The 15,853-nt window shown below is 62.0% G+C and carries 17 protein-coding genes and 1 tRNA gene; 12 read left to right on the forward strand and 6 right to left on the reverse strand.

All coding sequences use genetic code 11. The features are described 5' to 3' along the window. Nucleotides 1-76 precede the first annotated feature (76 nt). Entirely contained in the window at nt 77-205 is a 129-nt protein-coding gene (locus tag KTQ42_RS24225; protein ID WP_283093258.1) for a hypothetical protein, read from the forward strand. Between the two features lie 97 nt (nt 206-302). Further along, nucleotides 303-530: a hypothetical protein gene (locus KTQ42_RS06900; protein ID WP_217344847.1), complete on the forward strand. Its 228-nt coding sequence runs from the start codon at nt 303-305 to the stop codon at nt 528-530. A gap of 141 nt (nt 531-671) precedes the next feature. On the opposite strand, the gene KTQ42_RS06905 is transcribed toward KTQ42_RS06900, so the two are convergent. Next, nucleotides 672-748: transfer RNA gene (locus KTQ42_RS06905), tRNA-Arg, on the reverse strand. Nucleotides 749-1,006: 258 nt separating this feature from the next. On the opposite strand from KTQ42_RS06905, the gene KTQ42_RS06910 reads away from it, so the two are divergent. Further along, nucleotides 1,007-1,627, forward strand: a complete 621-nt coding sequence (locus tag KTQ42_RS06910) for a methylamine utilization protein (RefSeq protein WP_217344848.1) — start codon at nt 1,007-1,009, stop codon at nt 1,625-1,627. On the opposite strand, the gene KTQ42_RS23900 is transcribed toward KTQ42_RS06910, so the two are convergent. Next, nucleotides 1,584-1,826 carry a hypothetical protein gene (locus tag KTQ42_RS23900; protein ID WP_249222670.1) on the reverse strand — a complete coding sequence of 81 codons (243 nt, stop codon included), beginning with the start codon at nt 1,824-1,826 and terminating at the stop codon, nt 1,584-1,586. The genes KTQ42_RS06910 and KTQ42_RS23900 overlap by 44 nt on opposite strands. On the opposite strand from KTQ42_RS23900, the gene KTQ42_RS06915 reads away from it, so the two are divergent. Both KTQ42_RS06915 and KTQ42_RS06920 read left to right on the forward strand, forming a co-directional pair. Continuing rightward, complete coding sequence (locus tag KTQ42_RS06915) at nt 1,815-4,043, forward strand: EAL domain-containing protein (protein WP_249222671.1); 2,229 nt, start codon at nt 1,815-1,817, stop codon at nt 4,041-4,043. The two genes, KTQ42_RS23900 and KTQ42_RS06915, sit on opposite strands and share 12 nt — an antisense overlap. Beyond that, nucleotides 4,040-4,387 carry a hypothetical protein gene (locus tag KTQ42_RS06920; RefSeq protein WP_217344850.1) on the forward strand — a complete coding sequence of 116 codons (348 nt, stop codon included), beginning with the start codon at nt 4,040-4,042 and terminating at the stop codon, nt 4,385-4,387. The genes KTQ42_RS06915 and KTQ42_RS06920 overlap by 4 nt, the downstream gene beginning before the upstream one ends. A 12-nt stretch (nt 4,388-4,399) precedes the next feature. Here KTQ42_RS06920 and KTQ42_RS06925 read toward each other — a convergent pair whose 3' ends face one another. Next, nucleotides 4,400-4,684: a hypothetical protein gene (locus tag KTQ42_RS06925; RefSeq protein ID WP_217344851.1), complete on the reverse strand. Its 285-nt coding sequence runs from the start codon at nt 4,682-4,684 to the stop codon at nt 4,400-4,402. Nucleotides 4,685-4,847: 163 nt separating this feature from the next. On the opposite strand from KTQ42_RS06925, the gene ompR reads away from it, so the two are divergent. Both ompR and KTQ42_RS06935 read left to right on the forward strand, forming a co-directional pair. Next, the gene (gene ompR, locus KTQ42_RS06930) at nt 4,848-5,612 is read left to right on the forward strand and encodes a two-component system response regulator OmpR (RefSeq protein WP_283093259.1); all 765 of its coding nucleotides are present in this window, start codon (nt 4,848-4,850) and stop codon (nt 5,610-5,612) included. 19 nt (nt 5,613-5,631) lie between these two features. Next, nucleotides 5,632-6,987 (forward strand): ATP-binding protein, encoded by a 1,356-nt coding sequence (locus tag KTQ42_RS06935; protein WP_217344852.1) that lies wholly within the window; start codon nt 5,632-5,634, stop codon nt 6,985-6,987. Between the two features lie 52 nt (nt 6,988-7,039). Here KTQ42_RS06935 and ispF read toward each other — a convergent pair whose 3' ends face one another. Further along, entirely contained in the window at nt 7,040-7,528 is a 489-nt protein-coding gene (gene ispF / locus KTQ42_RS06940) for a 2-C-methyl-D-erythritol 2,4-cyclodiphosphate synthase (RefSeq protein ID WP_217346846.1), read from the reverse strand. 1 nt (nt 7,529) lies between these two features. After that, a complete protein-coding gene (gene ispD / locus KTQ42_RS06945; RefSeq protein ID WP_217344853.1) occupies nt 7,530-8,231 on the reverse strand; it encodes a 2-C-methyl-D-erythritol 4-phosphate cytidylyltransferase in 702 nt (233 codons plus the stop codon). Between the two features lie 134 nt (nt 8,232-8,365). On the opposite strand from ispD, the gene mfd reads away from it, so the two are divergent. The 5 genes from mfd to KTQ42_RS06970 all read left to right on the forward strand — a co-directional run bounded on the left by mfd (nt 8,366) and on the right by KTQ42_RS06970 (nt 14,625). Further along, complete coding sequence (gene mfd / locus KTQ42_RS06950; RefSeq protein WP_217344854.1) at nt 8,366-11,815, forward strand: transcription-repair coupling factor; 3,450 nt, start codon at nt 8,366-8,368, stop codon at nt 11,813-11,815. A gap of 25 nt (nt 11,816-11,840) precedes the next feature. Next, nucleotides 11,841-12,683, forward strand: coding sequence for a phosphoserine phosphatase SerB (gene serB, locus KTQ42_RS06955; RefSeq protein ID WP_217344855.1), 843 nt, complete (start codon nt 11,841-11,843; stop codon nt 12,681-12,683). A 27-nt stretch (nt 12,684-12,710) separates the two neighbouring features. Next, nucleotides 12,711-13,073, forward strand: a complete 363-nt coding sequence (locus tag KTQ42_RS06960) for a hypothetical protein (RefSeq protein WP_217344856.1) — start codon at nt 12,711-12,713, stop codon at nt 13,071-13,073. A 320-nt stretch (nt 13,074-13,393) separates the two neighbouring features. Then, on the forward strand, nt 13,394-14,044 hold the full coding sequence (locus KTQ42_RS06965; protein WP_217344857.1) for an ankyrin repeat domain-containing protein: 651 nt from the start codon (nt 13,394-13,396) through the stop codon (nt 14,042-14,044). Further along, the gene (locus KTQ42_RS06970; RefSeq protein ID WP_283093288.1) at nt 14,020-14,625 is read left to right on the forward strand and encodes an ankyrin repeat domain-containing protein; all 606 of its coding nucleotides are present in this window, start codon (nt 14,020-14,022) and stop codon (nt 14,623-14,625) included. Before KTQ42_RS06965 ends, KTQ42_RS06970 begins: the two co-directional genes overlap by 25 nt. 30 nt (nt 14,626-14,655) lie before the next feature. Here KTQ42_RS06970 and KTQ42_RS06975 read toward each other — a convergent pair whose 3' ends face one another. After that, nucleotides 14,656-15,825 (reverse strand): cystathionine beta-lyase, encoded by a 1,170-nt coding sequence (locus KTQ42_RS06975; RefSeq protein WP_217347048.1) that lies wholly within the window; start codon nt 15,823-15,825, stop codon nt 14,656-14,658. Nucleotides 15,826-15,853: the final 28 nt, after the last annotated feature.

A 15,853-nucleotide genomic window follows, 5' to 3' on the forward strand; every position in this document is an offset into this window, starting at 1 on the left:
CAAACTGTTTATTGCAAAGTCCTACTTCAGAGACATACCTAATGACGAACTCTTCTGCGAGATCCCGGAGGGCGCAATGAAACCAGGCAACTATTGGCAGTTCAGCCAAAGCCATGCACGGCGGGAAGTCAACACGCCTGTTATTCTATTGATTGCTGGCTTGGGAGGGTTCTGGGTCACAGTTGCTTTCCTCGTGTTTGCTTAAGTCTTGCTTTATCTCGAAATGCACGGGTCGGAAAGTTGTTGTAATTTTCTTCCATGGCTGAACCAAAATACAATGGTGTCACCTTGTGGAAAATTATATGAGCTTAAATAAACACGACTTGGGTGCCTACCGTCGGGCAAAACGCTTAAGAGCGTTAAAAATCGATTTCCTGATCGTCATATTCACACTGGCGGCGATCATACTGATTAGTCGGGAGCATCCACAGCAGCGACCAGGCGCTCCGGCATTCCATGTACAGAAGCAAACCGCCCCACCAACAGAAAAGACGCCACCAAATGCGCTAATTGCAACGGCGTTGCGCTAAAAAATGCTTTGCTTGCGGCGTCTGCTCACGACACTTTCTGACAAACCTGTCTCTCCACATCGAGAAACTGGCCAGACCAGTTCAGATTTTCAACGCTAGAAACTAAAAGGGCCAGATCAACGATCTGGCCCTTCTCTGTTTTGGTGCGGCTGGCAGGAATCGAACCCACGACCCCTTGGTTCGTAGCCAAGTACTCTATCCAGCTGAGCTACAGCCGCGAGACACTAATTATAGCAGCAGTTAAAAAGCTTGTGAAGCTGCGCGATTCTGTCGTGCAATAGCCAGACTCAAAACAAGCATGCGGGACGCGGCGGACTCCATCAGGATACGCAGGCAGCATTGGATTGGCACCCTGATTTTCCGCTGAACGCCGTTGATTCATCAAGTTAACGCAACATATGGTACATTGGAGAAATATTTCCAATGGACAATTATTGCGGTGATTTACTGCGATATATAAAGCATATAGCACAACGATGAAGCTGACGTTCACTCCCTTTGCGCTTGCCGCCTGCAGCCTGACCCTGTCAAGCGCCCTCTTCGCTGCTTCTATAGACATCGATGTCAGAGATACCCAAGGCAATCCCCTGGCAGATGCAGCGGTCTACGTTGAGTCCGTGGCTGGCGTCTCACCAGCGCGTTCAAGAATGGCAGAGATCGAACAAAAGAACCGTAAGTTCATGCCGTTGATGACAATAGTACAAACGGGTTCCGAGATTGCCTTTCCAAATAACGATACGGTACGGCACCATGTCTATTCCTTCTCTCCTGCCAAACCCTTCGAACTCAAGCTTTATTCCGGAACACCAGGCAACCCTGTCCTGTTCGATAAGCCGGGGACAGTGGTGATCGGCTGCAACATCCATGACCGGATGGTCGCTTATATCCAGGTCGTTAATACGCCATACTTTGGCAAGACGGATGACGCTGGGAAAGTACGCATCACCGACTTGCCCGTCGGAAAATACAAGCTCAAGGCCTGGCATCCTCAAGTTCTGGCAGGTGCCACGATGCCGGAGTCGGAAATGACGATCGCCAGACAAGACGTTGCTGTCAGCATTGCGATGAAGCCTGGTGCCGACAGCAAACCGCATTGATCATCCCATGTTCAAAAGCCTTGAAAGACGCATTGTCGCCTTGCTTCTCGTTCTGGTGCTTGGGGTGCAGCTTGCCACCTATTTCATCATCAACAGTGCGATTGAACGGAACGGACGTGCCCTCATCGCAGAAGAAGTGGCTGTCGGGGAAAGGGTTTTCCATCGGCTGCTGCGGCAGAATGCTGAAATGTTCACGCAAGGAGCACAGCTTCTGGCCAAGGACTACGGATTTCTTTCCGCCATCGCAAGCCGCGACGAAGAAACGATAGGCTCGGTGCTGACCAATCATGGCGAGCGCATCGGGGCATCGGTGACTGTGCTGGTCGATGTCGGGCGTGCCATGCGAACCGGACCGGCACAGTCGGTTTCCGCTGATGTGCAGCGGCTGATCCTTGATCTGGTGGACGTGGCCGCACGAGAAGGCAGTGCAGTAGGGACTGGCATTGTCGATCACGCGCCGTTTCAGATCGTTGTCGTACCCGTCAAGGCGCCTGTCGTGGTGGGCTGGGTCGCGATGGCTTTCCCGATTGACCAGCGGCTCGCCAACGACATGCGTGATCTGTCTTCGCTGGAAGTAAGCTTCCTTACGCGATCGGCGCAAGGCAAGTGGCAGCTCAGTGCCACCACGCTTGCCTCGCAAAATACCGTCAGTCTCTTGCGCACCATGGATGCGCGCGGCATTTCCCGCGACGCCAGCCTGGATATCGCCGGGAACGATGGCGCCTACAGGGGTTCCGTGGTCGACCTGGCAAGCACCAGGACGCAAACCGCGGTCGCGGTCCTGCAGCGCTCAGTGGCGGCTGCCACCGCGCCCTACGATGCGCTGCAGATGATGTTGCTGGTGCTGACCGCAGGCGTGATCGTCATCGCCGCCATCTTCAGCGTGCTCACCGCGCGGCGCATTACCGGCCCATTGCGCGAACTGACCAGTACCGCGCGCAGGTTGGGCGCTGGCGACTATGACGGGCCGATTCCCTCCAGCGGCGGCGAAGAGATACTCGAGCTGTCGAATGCGTTTGCCTCAATGCGCAATGGCATCAGCAAACGTGAAATGGAGATCCATAAACTGGCTTACTGGGATGCATTGACCGACCTGCCCAACAGGGCGCAATTCACCCGCAAGCTTGCCCATGCGCTGGAGACGGCACAGAGTTGCCACATCCTGATGATGGATCTGGATCGATTCAAGAATGTAAATGATGTGATGGGCCATGGCTTTGGCGATGCGCTGCTGCGCAAGGTCGGCAACAGGCTGGTTGAGCATGCCGGCGTGGATGGCGCAAACATCGCGCGGCTTGGGGGCGATGAATTCGCGATCATGCTTGTTGACGCAACACTCGCCGACGCCATGGCTGTGGCAAGCCGCGTGCTCAAGTCACTTGAGACGCCGATCTCCCTGGACGACCAGGCAGTCGACCTCGGCGCGGGCATCGGCATCGCCGCCTTCCCGGAGCACGCCCAGGATGCCGAGTCGCTGCTGAGCCATGTCGAAGTGGCGATGCACGTGGCCAAGCGCAGCGGAAACCAGGCGGTGGTGTATGACCCGGCCTACGACGAAAGCAGCCAGCAGAGCCTGTCGCTGCTCAGCGAGCTCCGCCATGCAGTCGACCACAACGAGTTGCGCCTCTACGTGCAACCCAAGCTGTCGCTCGACATGGGCGAAGTGCATGGGCTGGAAGCCCTGGTGCGCTGGGTACACCCGGAGCGCGGCATGGTGTTCCCGGACCAGTTCATCCCGTTTTCCGAGCAGACCGGCTTCATCCGCGTACTGACGTTGTGGATACTGGACCAGGCTGCGGCACTCTGCGCCCGCCTGGCCGACGAAGGCCTGCATCCGCGGATCTCGGTCAATATTTCAGCGCGCGACCTGATGGATCAGGACCTTGCGGAAAAATTCATGGCGATCCTGCGCAGGCACAATGTTGATGCATCCTCCTTCTGCCTGGAAATCACCGAGAGCGCGATCATGGATGATCCCTTGCGTGCGCAGAACACGCTCAACAGCCTGCATGCGCTGGGCGCCCAACTGTCGATCGATGATTTCGGCACCGGCTATTCCTCGCTGGCCTACCTCAAGCAGTTGCCGGTGCATGAACTGAAGATCGACAAGTCTTTCGTGAAGAACATGGAGCATGACGCCAATGACGCCAAGATCGTCCGCTCCACGGTTGATCTGGGGCACAACATGGGCCTGCGGGTAGTTGCCGAGGGCATCGAGACCAGGCAAGTCTGGAATCTGCTTTCTGAGATGGGCTGCGACAGCGGCCAGGGTTACTATATGAGCCGGCCTATTCCGGCCGACGAATTCAGCAAATGGTCAAGGCGCTGGACTTCTGAATACGACGCCAACAGTGCCACCGGTCGGTCGACTCCGATGGTGCCGCAAATGGAAATCCAGCTGGAGCAGGATGCATGAGCAAGTTGCCGCTTCTGTGCCTGCTTAGTTTTCCCCTCTTTGCCAGCTGGGCCGGCGCTGCGGACGACGAAGCGCGCCTGCGCGCTCTCGATCAGCAATGCGAAGAGGCCCGGGCCAAGCGCTTGGCGCCGATCCGGGAAGAGATGGCGCGCCGATGCGTGGCAGAAAGGCGCTATCTCGCCAATCCCGAACAGGACTGCAGGCTGGAGATGAGCACCTACGGGGACACCTTCAGGGGCCCTCGCGGCGCGGCCATCAGAGGCAAGTTCTATGATTTACCGGAATGCCTGGCCGCGGCCAGGGCCTGGAAGGAATGGGAAGCAGCGCGGCCCTGGAAAAACTGAATGCTGCGTTCTTCAACGACGGGAACGGTAGATGTCGTGCCCTGCTTCATCGATCTGGCGACGCAAGGCCTGGCGTTCCTCGGGGGAGAGCCGGCCCTGGCGCGGTTGCTCGGCCTGGCTGCGGCCATCGCGGCCGCCGCGGTCCCCCTCGGGACGCTGGCCACGGGGATCGGCAGGCTGGTGTCTTTCATCCCGGGCCTGGCGCGGATCCTGGTCCCGTTGCTGAGTCAGCCCCGTCACCGCGCCTGTAATCAGGAGTAAGGACAGGCAGGCTTTTTCCAGCGTTTTTCTCATCATGAATTCTTTCGGGATGTCAGGCACCGACGCATGTCGTCACAGGTCAAAAGTGTATGTCGGTTTGCTCAATGTCCGAACTTGGATCCGGTAAAGTGTGTAACACTTTGTAATGCTTGGAGAAAACATCCTTAACCGGCCGCGCGCCTGACGTTACCATAGCAAAATGAATACGACAAACCTTTCTGGCATGCAGACGAGCCACACCAATTCCCATCAGGCCAAGATTCTGGTCGTGGATGATGACATCCGCCTGCGCGACCTGCTGCGCCGCTACCTGGCCGAGCAGGGCTTCAATGTCGTGACGGCGGAAAACGCCCAGGCGATGAACAAGCTGTGGCTGCGCGAGCGCTACGACCTTCTGGTGCTTGACCTGATGCTGCCGGGCGAGGACGGCCTGTCCATCTGCCGCCGGCTGCGCGGCGCGGGCGACCAGACGCCCATCATCATGCTGACCGCCAAGGGCGAGGATGTGGACCGCATCGTCGGCCTGGAAATGGGCGCGGACGACTACTTGCCCAAGCCGTTCAATCCCCGCGAGCTGGTGGCGCGCATCAGCGCGGTGCTGCGCCGGCGCGGCCCGGAGGAAGCACCCGGGGCGCCGTCGGAAACGCCGCAAACCTTTACCTTCGGCGATTTCGTGCTTGACCTCGGCACACGCACTCTGAAGAAGAACGGCCAGAACATCTCCCTGACGACCGGCGAATTTTCGGTCCTGAAAGTCTTCGCGCGCCATGCCCGCCAGCCGCTGTCGCGTGAAAAGCTGATGGAACTGGCGCGTGGCCGTGAATACGAGGTATTCGACCGCAGCCTCGACGTGCAGATCTCGCGGCTGCGCAAGCTGATCGAGCCGGACCCGTCCAATCCCCTGTATATCCAGACGGTCTGGGGCCTGGGCTATGTATTCATTCCGGAAGGACAGCCACGTTGAAGCGTGCGCTCGCGGTTCCATGCTAGCCAAGCCGGCGCGGTTCGCCTGGCTGACCAGCGGGCTCTACTGGCGTACCTTTTTCCTGTTGTCATTCCTGATCGCGGCCAGCATGGCGGCATGGGTGATCAGTTTCCGGATCGTCGAACGCACGCCACGCGCCGAGCAGATTGCGACCCAGGTCGCGTCCATCGTCACGATTACCCGCTCCGCCCTGCTCCACTCGGCGCCGTCGTCGCGCCGCGAGCTGCTGTTCGACCTTGCCAGCAATGAAGGTATCCGGGTCTATCCGCGCGAGGAAAACGACAAGGTCACGCCGCCGCAGGACAGCACATTGATGCCGCTGATCCAGTCCATGGTGCGCTCGCGGCTGGGCATCGAAACCCGTTTCGCCGGCTCGGTCAATGACATTCCGGGCTTCTGGATCAGTTTCACCATCGATGACGACGACTACTGGCTCACGCTGGACCGGGAGCGCATCGAACGCACTTCCGGCATCCAGTTGCTGGGCTGGGCCACGATCACGCTGCTGCTGTCCCTGACTGGCGCGGCCTTCATCAGCCGGCTGATCAACCTGCCGCTGGCGCGCCTGACCCAGGCGGCACGGGCGATCGGCCGCGGCCAGCAGCCGGCGCCGCTGCCCGAGCGCGGCCCCACCGAGATCCGCGAGGCCAATGGCAGCTTCAACCAGATGGTAGTGGACCTGAATCGGGTCGAGTCCGACCGCACCCTGATCCTGGCCGGCATTTCGCACGACCTGCGCACCCCGATCTCGCGCATGCTGCTGGAAGTGGAAATGGCCAAGCTGAGCGACGACGCCCGCGCCGGCATGCAGTCCGACCTGGCGCAAATGGATGCCATCATCGGCCAGTTCCTGGACTACGCCCGCCCGGCCGGCGAGGAAGTGCGCCAGCCGGTCGAACTGTCGGCGCTGATCATGGACATTGCCCGCGAAGCATCGCGACTGCCCGACGTGCAGATCTTCTCGGATGTAACGAGCGGCCTGGAAGTGCTGGGCAACGGGATCGACCTGCGGCGCGTCGTCAACAACCTGATCGAGAATGCCCGCCGCTACGGCAAGACGCCGGGAAGCAGCCGCACCGACATCGATATCCGCTGCTGGCGCGACGGCGACAAAGCGGTGCTGGAAGTCGGCGACCGCGGCACCGGCGTGCCCGACAGCGAGCTGGAACAGCTGCTGCGGCCATTCACCCGCCTCGACAGCGCGCGCAGCCAGGCCAATGGCGCCGGGCTTGGGCTGGCCATCGTGGAACGGGTGGTACAGCGCCACGGTGCCACGCTGCGCCTGTCCAACCGCGACCAGGGCGGCCTGCTGGCCCGCATCGTGTTCCAGCTTGCGCCCGCCGCCAGGACCTGAAATCCAGGAGCCTGCACGACGAAAGGCTCAACGCCTTCAGCAGTGCAATCGCCTAGCCGCGATACAACAAGGCAATCGCCTCCGCGGCGATGCCTTCCTCGCGCCCCAGGTAGCCCAGCCGCTCATTGGTCTTGGCCTTGATATTCACCTGGCCGACGGCAACGCCCAGATCGGCAGCGACGTTGGCCACCATGGCCGGGATATGCGGCGCCATTTTCGGGGCCTGGGCTATGATGGTGGCATCGACATTGCCGACCACATAGCCGGCTGCGCGGACGCGCCCGACAGCTTCGCGCAACAGCACGCGGGAATCCGCGCCGGCGAATTCGGCCGCGGTATCGGGAAAGTGCCGCCCGATGTCGCCCAGCCCGGCGGCGCCCAGGAGCGCATCGGTCAGCGCATGCAGCAGCACATCGGCGTCGGAGTGCCCGAGCAGCCCGGTGGCATGCGGTATCGTGACGCCGCCGATCACGAGCCTGCGCCCGCTCACCAGCGCATGGCAGTCGTAGCCTTGTCCGATGCGAAACGGCGGCATGTTCATGTCAGTCATTCAATGCTTTCAGATAGAGTTCAGCCAGGGCGAGATCGTCCGGCAGCGTGACTTTGATGTTGCGTGCGCTGCCGGGCACCAGCCGCGGCGTCAGGCCCAGGGCTTCGATGGCGCTGGCCTCGTCGGTCACTTCCGCTGCCGCCTCCAGCGCTTTCCTGAGCAGGCCGTAACGGAACATCTGCGGCGTCTGCGCGGCCCACAGGCCATCACGCGGCACGGTGGCGTCGACCCGTCCAGCGCCGTCGCTGCGCTTCAGGGTATCGACGACGGGCAGCGCCAGCAGGCCGCCAACCTCGTCGGCCCGCAGGGCGTCGATCAGGCGGCCGGCAAGGCCGGCGCTGAGTCCGGGCCGGGCCGCATCATGCACCAGCACCCATTCGTCGTCGGCAATCTGCGGGCGCATTGCCAGCAGGCCGTTGAGCACCGACTGCCGGCGGGTGTCGCCGCCATCGCGCACGATGGTCACGCGCCCCGCCAGGCTGGGCCCGTCGCGCATGAGGTCATCGATGTAGCCGTCGCTGCCGCCCACCACCGCGAAGGTATGGGTGATGGCGTCCATGCCCGCGAAGGTTTCCAGCACATGACGCAGCATGGGCTTGCCGGCCAGCCTTGCATATTGCTTGGGCATGGCGGCACCCATGCGCGCGCCGACGCCGGCGGCGGGAATCAGGGCAAAGTACCGGGGAGGAATCATGGTAGGGGCGCCGGGCGGCGCATGTGGCCGGCAATGGAAAAAAGATGCTTGGTTTATAATCGCAACTCTTTTCACTGTCAAATCAGCGGCCCTGCGCCACTTCATTGACATGGCACTCCCGATACCGCCTTCCAATGCCATTTGACCTCAAGCACATTCTTCCCAAACCCGGCTCCCGCTTTGCGCTTCCCGCCGTCCACGGCTCGGCCGATGCCTATCTGCTGGCGCAGGCCGCGCTGACGCTGAAGGCGCGCGGCCAGACCCTGGCGGTGGTGGTCGCCAATGCCGGCGATGCCCAGCGCCTGCAGAACGAGATACCGTGGTTCCGTGGCGACGATAGCCAGGATGCCTTGCGCTGCCACCTGCTGCCGGACTGGGAAACCCTGCCGTATGACGCGTTCTCGCCGCACCAGGACCTGGTGTCGGAGCGGCTGGCGACCCTGCATGAATTGCAGAACGGCCAGTGCGACGTGCTGATCGTGCCCGCCACCACGGCCCTGACCCGCATGGCGCCGCCCTCCTTTCTCGCCGCCTATACCTTCTTCTTCAAGCAGGGTGAAATTCTCGACGAGGCAAGGCTGAAGTCGCAGCTCACGCTGGCGGGATACACCCATGTCAGCCAGGTGATGTCGCCCGGCGAATACTCGGTGCGGGGCGGCCTGATCGACCTGTTCCCGATGGGCTCGGTGCTGCCCTATCGGATCGACCTGTTCGGCGACACCATCGAAACCATCCGCACCTTCGATGCCGATACCCAGCGCTCGCTGTATCCGGTGCGCGAGGTGCGCCTGCTGCCTGGCCGCGAATTTCCGATGGACGAAGCATCCCGCACCGCGTTCCGCGGACGCTGGCGCGAGGTGTTCGAAGGCGACCCCACGCGCTCGGCGATCTACAAGGACATCGGCAATGGCATCGCGTCAGCCGGCATCGAATACTACCTGCCGCTGTTCTTCGACCAGACCGCCACGCTGTTCCAATACCTTCCCGAAAAAACCACCATTGCCCTGCTGGGCGACATCGACGGCGCCATCAAGCGTTTCTGGAACGACACCCAGTCGCGCTACCGCTTCCTGAAAAGCGACCGCGAACGGCCGCTGCTGGAGCCGCAGGCGCTGTTCCTGAGCGACGAGGATTTCTTCACCCTGGCCAAGGCGCATGGCCGCCTGACGCTGCAATATGACGATGCGCCTTCCGAGCTGTCGGCGCCGCTGCCCAACCTGGCGGTGAACCGGCGCATGGACGACCCGCTGGCAAACCTGCGCGGCTACCTCGACCGCACCGACAGGCGGGTGATGATCTGCGCCGAGAGCAGCGGCCGGCGCGAGACCCTGCAGCAGTACTTCAGCGAATACAACCTGCCGCTGTCGCTGTGCGAGGGCTACCAGGACTTCATCACGTCATCCGCGCCGGTGATGCTGGGCGTGGCGCCGCTGCATGCCGGTTTCGAACTGGCGCCCGAACTCGGGCCGTACGCCTTCATCACCGAAACCGAGCTGTACGCCGGCTCGGGCCGCAGGGCCGGCCGCAAGCGCCAGGAAGCCGCGACCCAGGTCGAGGCCATGGTGCGCGACCTGTCCGAACTCAAGATCGGCGACCCGGTGGTGCATGTCAACCATGGCATAGGCCGCTACATGGGCCTGATCAGCATGGACCTCGGCGAAGGCGAGACCGAATTCCTGCACCTGGAATATGCGAAGGAGACCAAGCTGTACGTGCCGGTGTCGCAGCTGCATGTGATCTCGCGCTATTCCGGCGCATCGCCGGAGGACGCGCCGCTGCATGCGCTGGGCTCGGGCCAGTGGGACAAGGCCAAGCGGCGGGCCGCGCAGCAGGTGCGCGATACCGCCGCCGAACTGCTGAACCTGTATGCCCGCCGGGCGGTGCGCCAGGGCCATGCCTTCGAATACTCGGCGCATGACTATGTCGCCTTCGCCGAAAGCTTCGGCTTCGAGGAAACCCCGGACCAGGCGGCCGCGATCAATGCCGTCATCCAGGACATGACCAGCGGCAAGCCGATGGACCGCCTGATCTGCGGCGACGTCGGCTTCGGCAAGACCGAGGTCGCGTTGCGCGCCGCCTTCGTCGCGGTGCTGGGCGGCAAGCAGGTGGCGATCCTGGCGCCCACCACGCTGCTGGCCGAGCAGCATGCGCAGACCTTCGCCGACCGCTTCGCCGACTGGCCGGTCAAGATTGCCGAGCTGTCGCGCTTTCGCACCGGCAAGGAAGTCAGCCAGGCGATCAAGGGCATGGCCGATGGCACGGTGGACATCGTGATCGGGACCCACAAGCTGCTGTCGGGCGACGTGAAGTTCGCGCGCCTCGGCCTGGTGATCATCGACGAGGAGCACCGCTTCGGCGTGCGCCAGAAGGAAGCGCTGAAGGCATTGCGGGCCGAGGTCGATGTGCTGACCCTGACCGCCACGCCGATCCCGCGCACGCTGGGCATGGCGCTGGAAGGATTGCGCGACTTTTCCGTGATCGCCACCGCGCCGCAGAAGCGGCTGGCGATCAAGACCTTCGTGCGCAGCGAGTCCGAAGGCGTGATCCGCGAGGCCTGCCTGCGCGAACTCAAGCGCGGCGGCCAGGTCTACTTCCTGCACAACGAGGTCGAGACCATCGAAAACCGCAAGGCCATGCTGGAAGCGCTGATGCCAGAAGCCCGCATCGGCGTGGCCCATGGCCAGATGCATGAGCGCGACCTGGAAAAGGTGATGCGCGACTTCGTGGCGCAGCGCTTCAACATCCTGCTGTGCACCACCATCATCGAAACCGGCATCGACGTGCCGAGCGCCAATACCATCGTCATGCACCGTGCCGACAAGTTCGGCCTGGCGCAGCTGCACCAGCTGCGCGGGCGTGTCGGCCGCTCCCATCACCAGGCCTATGCCTACCTGCTGGTCAATGACGTGCAAGGCCTGACCAAGCTGGCCCAGCGCCGGCTCGACGCCATCCAGCAGATGGAGGAACTGGGCAGCGGCTTCTACCTGGCCATGCATGACCTGGAGATCCGCGGCGCCGGCGAAGTGCTGGGGGAAAGCCAGTCGGGCGAGATGATCGAGGTCGGCTTCCAGATGTATTCCGACATGCTCAATGCGGCGGTGCGCTCGCTGAAGAATGGCAAGGAGCCCGACCTCGCCGCACCGCTGTCGACCACTACCGAGATCAATTTGCATGTGCCGGCGCTGCTGCCCAATGACTTTTGCGGCGACGTCCATGAGCGGCTGTCGCTGTACAAGCGCCTGGCCAACTGCAACAGCCAGGAAGCCGTGGACGACCTGCAGGAAGAACTGATCGATCGCTTCGGCAAGATGCCCGATCCGGCGCGCGCACTGATCGAGACCCACAGGCTGCGCATCGCCGCCAAGCCGCTGGGCATCGTCAAGATCGACGCGCATGCGGAATCGGCGCTTTTACAGTTCGAGCCGAATCCGCCGGTGGATGCAATGCGCATCATCGAGCTGATCCAGAAGAACCGCCACATCAAGCTCAACGGCCAGGACAAGCTGCGCATTACCGCCAACATGCCCGACCTTTCCGCCCGCGTGCAGCAGGTGAAGTCCACCCTGCGCTCGCTGGTGGGCTGAACCATCCATCCACTTTCCATAGCTTATGAACCTGATTTTCCAAGGCAGCACCGACCGCGCAACCATCGACAGGCTGTCCGCCCCGTCCCGTCCGGCCCGCATCGAGCAGATCCACGCTCACGCATGGCGCTGCATCGACGTGACCGACAGCCCGGCGGTACGCAGCCAGATCGAGGAAGACAGCCTGCAGGCCAGGCTGGATGCCACCTTCATCGTACCCGGCAGGCAGCTGGCCGACTTCGGCTTGCTGGCCATGGACATGGACTCGACCGTGATCACCATCGAATGCATCGACGAAATCGCCGACATGCAGGGCCTGAAGCCGCAGGTGGCGGCCATCACCGAGGCAGCGATGCGAGGCGAGATCGAATTCGCGGAAAGCCTGACGCGCCGCGTGGCGCTGCTGGAAGGCCTGGATGCGGGCGCGCTGCAAAAGGTGTATGACGAACGGCTGAAGTTCTCGCCCGGCGCCGAGGCGCTGATTTCCGCCGCCCATGCCGCCGGCGTCAAGACCCTTCTTGTATCCGGCGGCTTCACCTTCTTCACCGACCGGGTGCGGCAGCGGCTCCATCTCGACTACAGCCATGCCAATGTGCTGGAAGTGGTGGACGGCCGCCTGACCGGCAAGGTGGTGGGCGGCATCGTCGATGCCGAGGAAAAAAAGCGCACCGTGGAGCGTGTCTGCGCCGAACTCGGCATCCCGACCCGGCAAGCCATCGTGATGGGCGACGGCGCGAATGACCTGAAGATGATGTCGGTGGCGGGCCTGTCGGTGGCGTATCGCGCCAAGCCGGTTGTTCGCGCGCAAGCCGATGTTGCCTTGAATTTTTCCGGTCTGGACGGCATCTTGGCCCTGCTTGCGCAATAACGCCAGGCACGACCATGGAGGCCGCAGATGATGCAGGAGCTGGTACTCGATACGCAGTTGCAGTCGCGCAAGAACCTTGCCTGGTGGCTTTACCTGTTTCATGCCGCCAGCCTGGTGTTTTCGATGGGCGCCTTTGGCTGGATCCCGCTGATCGTCAGCTACCTCAAGCGCGATGACGCGGCGGGGACCTTTGTCTACAGCCACCATACCTGGCAGATACGGTCCTTCTGGTGGTATGTCGTCTGGATGATCCTCGGCGGCCTGCTGTTCGCCACCGTGGTGGGGATTCCGCTCGCCTACCTGGTGTGGGGCGTAGCCTGGCTGTGGAAGGCCTACCGCTTGCTGCGCGGCTTCTTTGCCTTGAATGACAATAAGCCGATGCCGGCTTGAACGGCGCTGGGCCGACCGTTCAAGGGATGAGAACAGGTTATTGCTTGTTGCGCTGAACTGAAGGTTTTGCGCCTCTCCGCAGTTGGTTGAACCAAACGATCTATCGCGCTACCCATGCACGCTTCACATCGCCCGCCCTCTCCTTGAGGGCGGCTTTTCTTTTGATGCATGCACAAAGGAGAGCGTCATGGATATCGAATTCGCCCCACCGAGATTGAATCCCGTCCCGCCCGCCGCTCCTGGACCGTCCGCCGCCCCAGGGGGAGAGCCACTGCCCGGCATGGCTGTTGCAGCGCCAATGCCGCATCCCGGCTGTGGCCATGCTGGCCGCGCAGCGCGATGGCGGCAACATACAGGCCGACCAGCAGCAAAACGAGCAGGCGCTGCTGGCGGCCTGCAGGAGCGGCAAGGTGGTCGAGGCGGCGTTGCTGCTGGCGTGCGGGGCTGGGCTGGAAAGCAGGGATGCGCAGGGAGACGCCCCGTTGATCATTGCGGCGGCGTGTAGGCATGACTCGGTATGCAGCCTGCTATTGGCAAAAGGCGCGGACGTCAATGCGACCGATGCGCATGGCAATTCGGTGCTGATGCGGGCCGCAAGCAGGAAAAGGATCAGCCTCGACTTGGTAAAGATGCTTATAGCAAAGGGAGCAAATGTCAGCCACCAGGCAAGGAATCATTACAGCGCACTGGATTGCGCGGTCACGTTCGGTAATAGCGTTCCGATGATTGCGCTGCTGTCTCACGGTGTGGACCTGAATGTGAAACGTCCATCTGGTGCTACCCTTCTCATCATGGCGGCTTCATACGGCCACGTGGAGGTTATCGAATTTCTTCTCGCGAATGGTTGCAATGTCAACATAGAGCTGAAAGGTACTGGGGCACTGATCGTAGCTGCAGGCAATGGTCGCATGCCGGCATTAAGTTGCTCATTGCCAGTGGCGCGGAGTTGGAGCCTAAAGGGAAATCGGTAACACCACTGACGCAGGCTGCGTGGCAAGGGCATCTGGAGATCGTGAATTTCCTGCTAGCCAATGGGGCGGACCCAAAACGTACTGATTATTTCACCCGTAATGCCTTGCACATGGCTGCAATGGGTGGGAATTCCGCGGCGGTGAAGCGCTTGCTGGAACTGGGTATGGACGTCGATCAGGTCAATGCTGAGGGAAATACTGCATTGGCCCTTGCCTGCGGCTTTCACCAACAGGAGAACGTCAAGCTGTTGCTGGAGCATGGCGCCAAGACCCATTTTGCGAATAAATACGGCAGGACGGCGCTGCTAGAAGCAACTTTTAGCGGCAATGTTGACATCGTTGAGCAGTTGCTGGCCTATGGCGCATCCATCCACGTTGTCGATGGACACGGGACCACGCCGCTTACCTATGCAGCGAACCGGGGTTTCATCGACATTGTGAAATTGCTGCTCTACCGCGGCATTGCAGTCAATGAGAGCAGCAAGGGTACAAGCAATGCGCTGGATTGGGCCATCTCGAGTGGGCATACCGAGATTGCCAACTTGCTGCGCGCGAAGGGAGCCAGGCCGACAACGCAGTAATTCTTGCCGGGCAGGCTGGGCAGGCGCGTATTACCCCAGCGCCTTCATCGCCTGCTCGATATCCGCAATCAGATCCGCCGGGTCTTCCAGGCCAACATTGAAGCGCAGCAGCTGGCCCTTCGCCTGCCATCCCTGGCGCATGCCCTGCATGCGGTAGGGCACGCACAGGCTGTTGGCACCGCCCCAGCTATAACCGATCTTGAACAGGCGCAGGCTGTCGATGAAGCGGTCGGTCTGGGCTTCGCTGTAGCGCTCGTCGAAGATCACCGAGAACAGGCCGCCGGCGCCGGTGAAGTCGCGCTTCCAGTGCGCATGGCCCGGGCAGTCGGGGAAAGCGGGATGCAGCACCCGGCTGACCTCCGGCCTGGCCCTGAGCCAGGCGGCAAGCTGCCGGGCGCCTCTGTCATGGGCATCGAAGCGCAGCTTCATTGTTGCCAGGCCGCGCGACACGAGGTAGGCATCGTCCGCGCCCACGCCGTAGCCGAGACGCATGTGCGCCGTCTCCAGCCGCTGGTGCAGCGCCTTGTCGCGGCAGATAACGGCGCCCATCAGCACATCCGAGCCGCCCGACTGGTATTTCGTCAATGCCTGCATCACGATGTCGACGCCATGGTCGAAGGCGGCGAAGGCAATGCCGGCCGACCAGGTATTGTCGATCGCCACCAGCGCGCCGGCCGCATGCGCGGCCTGGCAAATAGACGGGATATCCGGCACTTCCATCGACACCGAGCCCGGCGCTTCGGTCCAGATCAGCCTGGTGTTGGGCTGTATCAGCGCGGCGATGCCGGCGCCGATCATGGGATCGTAATAGCGGGCGCTGATGCCAAAGTCCTTGCCGAGCCAGTTGCCCAGTTCGCGGCTGGGGTTGTAGACGTTATCGGGCAGCAGTACATCGTCGCCGGTCCTGAGCAGCGCCAGGTCCACCATGGCGATGGCGGCAAGGCCGCTGGGCGCCAGCACGCAATGGCTGCCGCCTTCGATGGCGGCAAGCCGCGCTTCCAGGGTGAAGGTGGTCGGCGTGCCATGCAGCCCGTAGGTGTAGCCGGTCTTGTCCTGCCAGTTACGCGAGCGCAGCGCGGCCACGTCCTTGAACAGCACGGTGGAAGCGTGGTGGATCGCCGTCGGGAATGCGGCAAAGCCGTCCGGTGCCCGGTAGTCATGATGAATCAGCCGGGTCTGCAATGATTTTTCTTCGCTCACCTGTCCTCCTGATGCAATGACGTCTACT

The organism is Noviherbaspirillum sp. L7-7A, assembly GCF_019052805.1.
Taxonomy (GTDB): Bacteria; Pseudomonadota; Gammaproteobacteria; order Burkholderiales; family Burkholderiaceae_D; genus Noviherbaspirillum_A.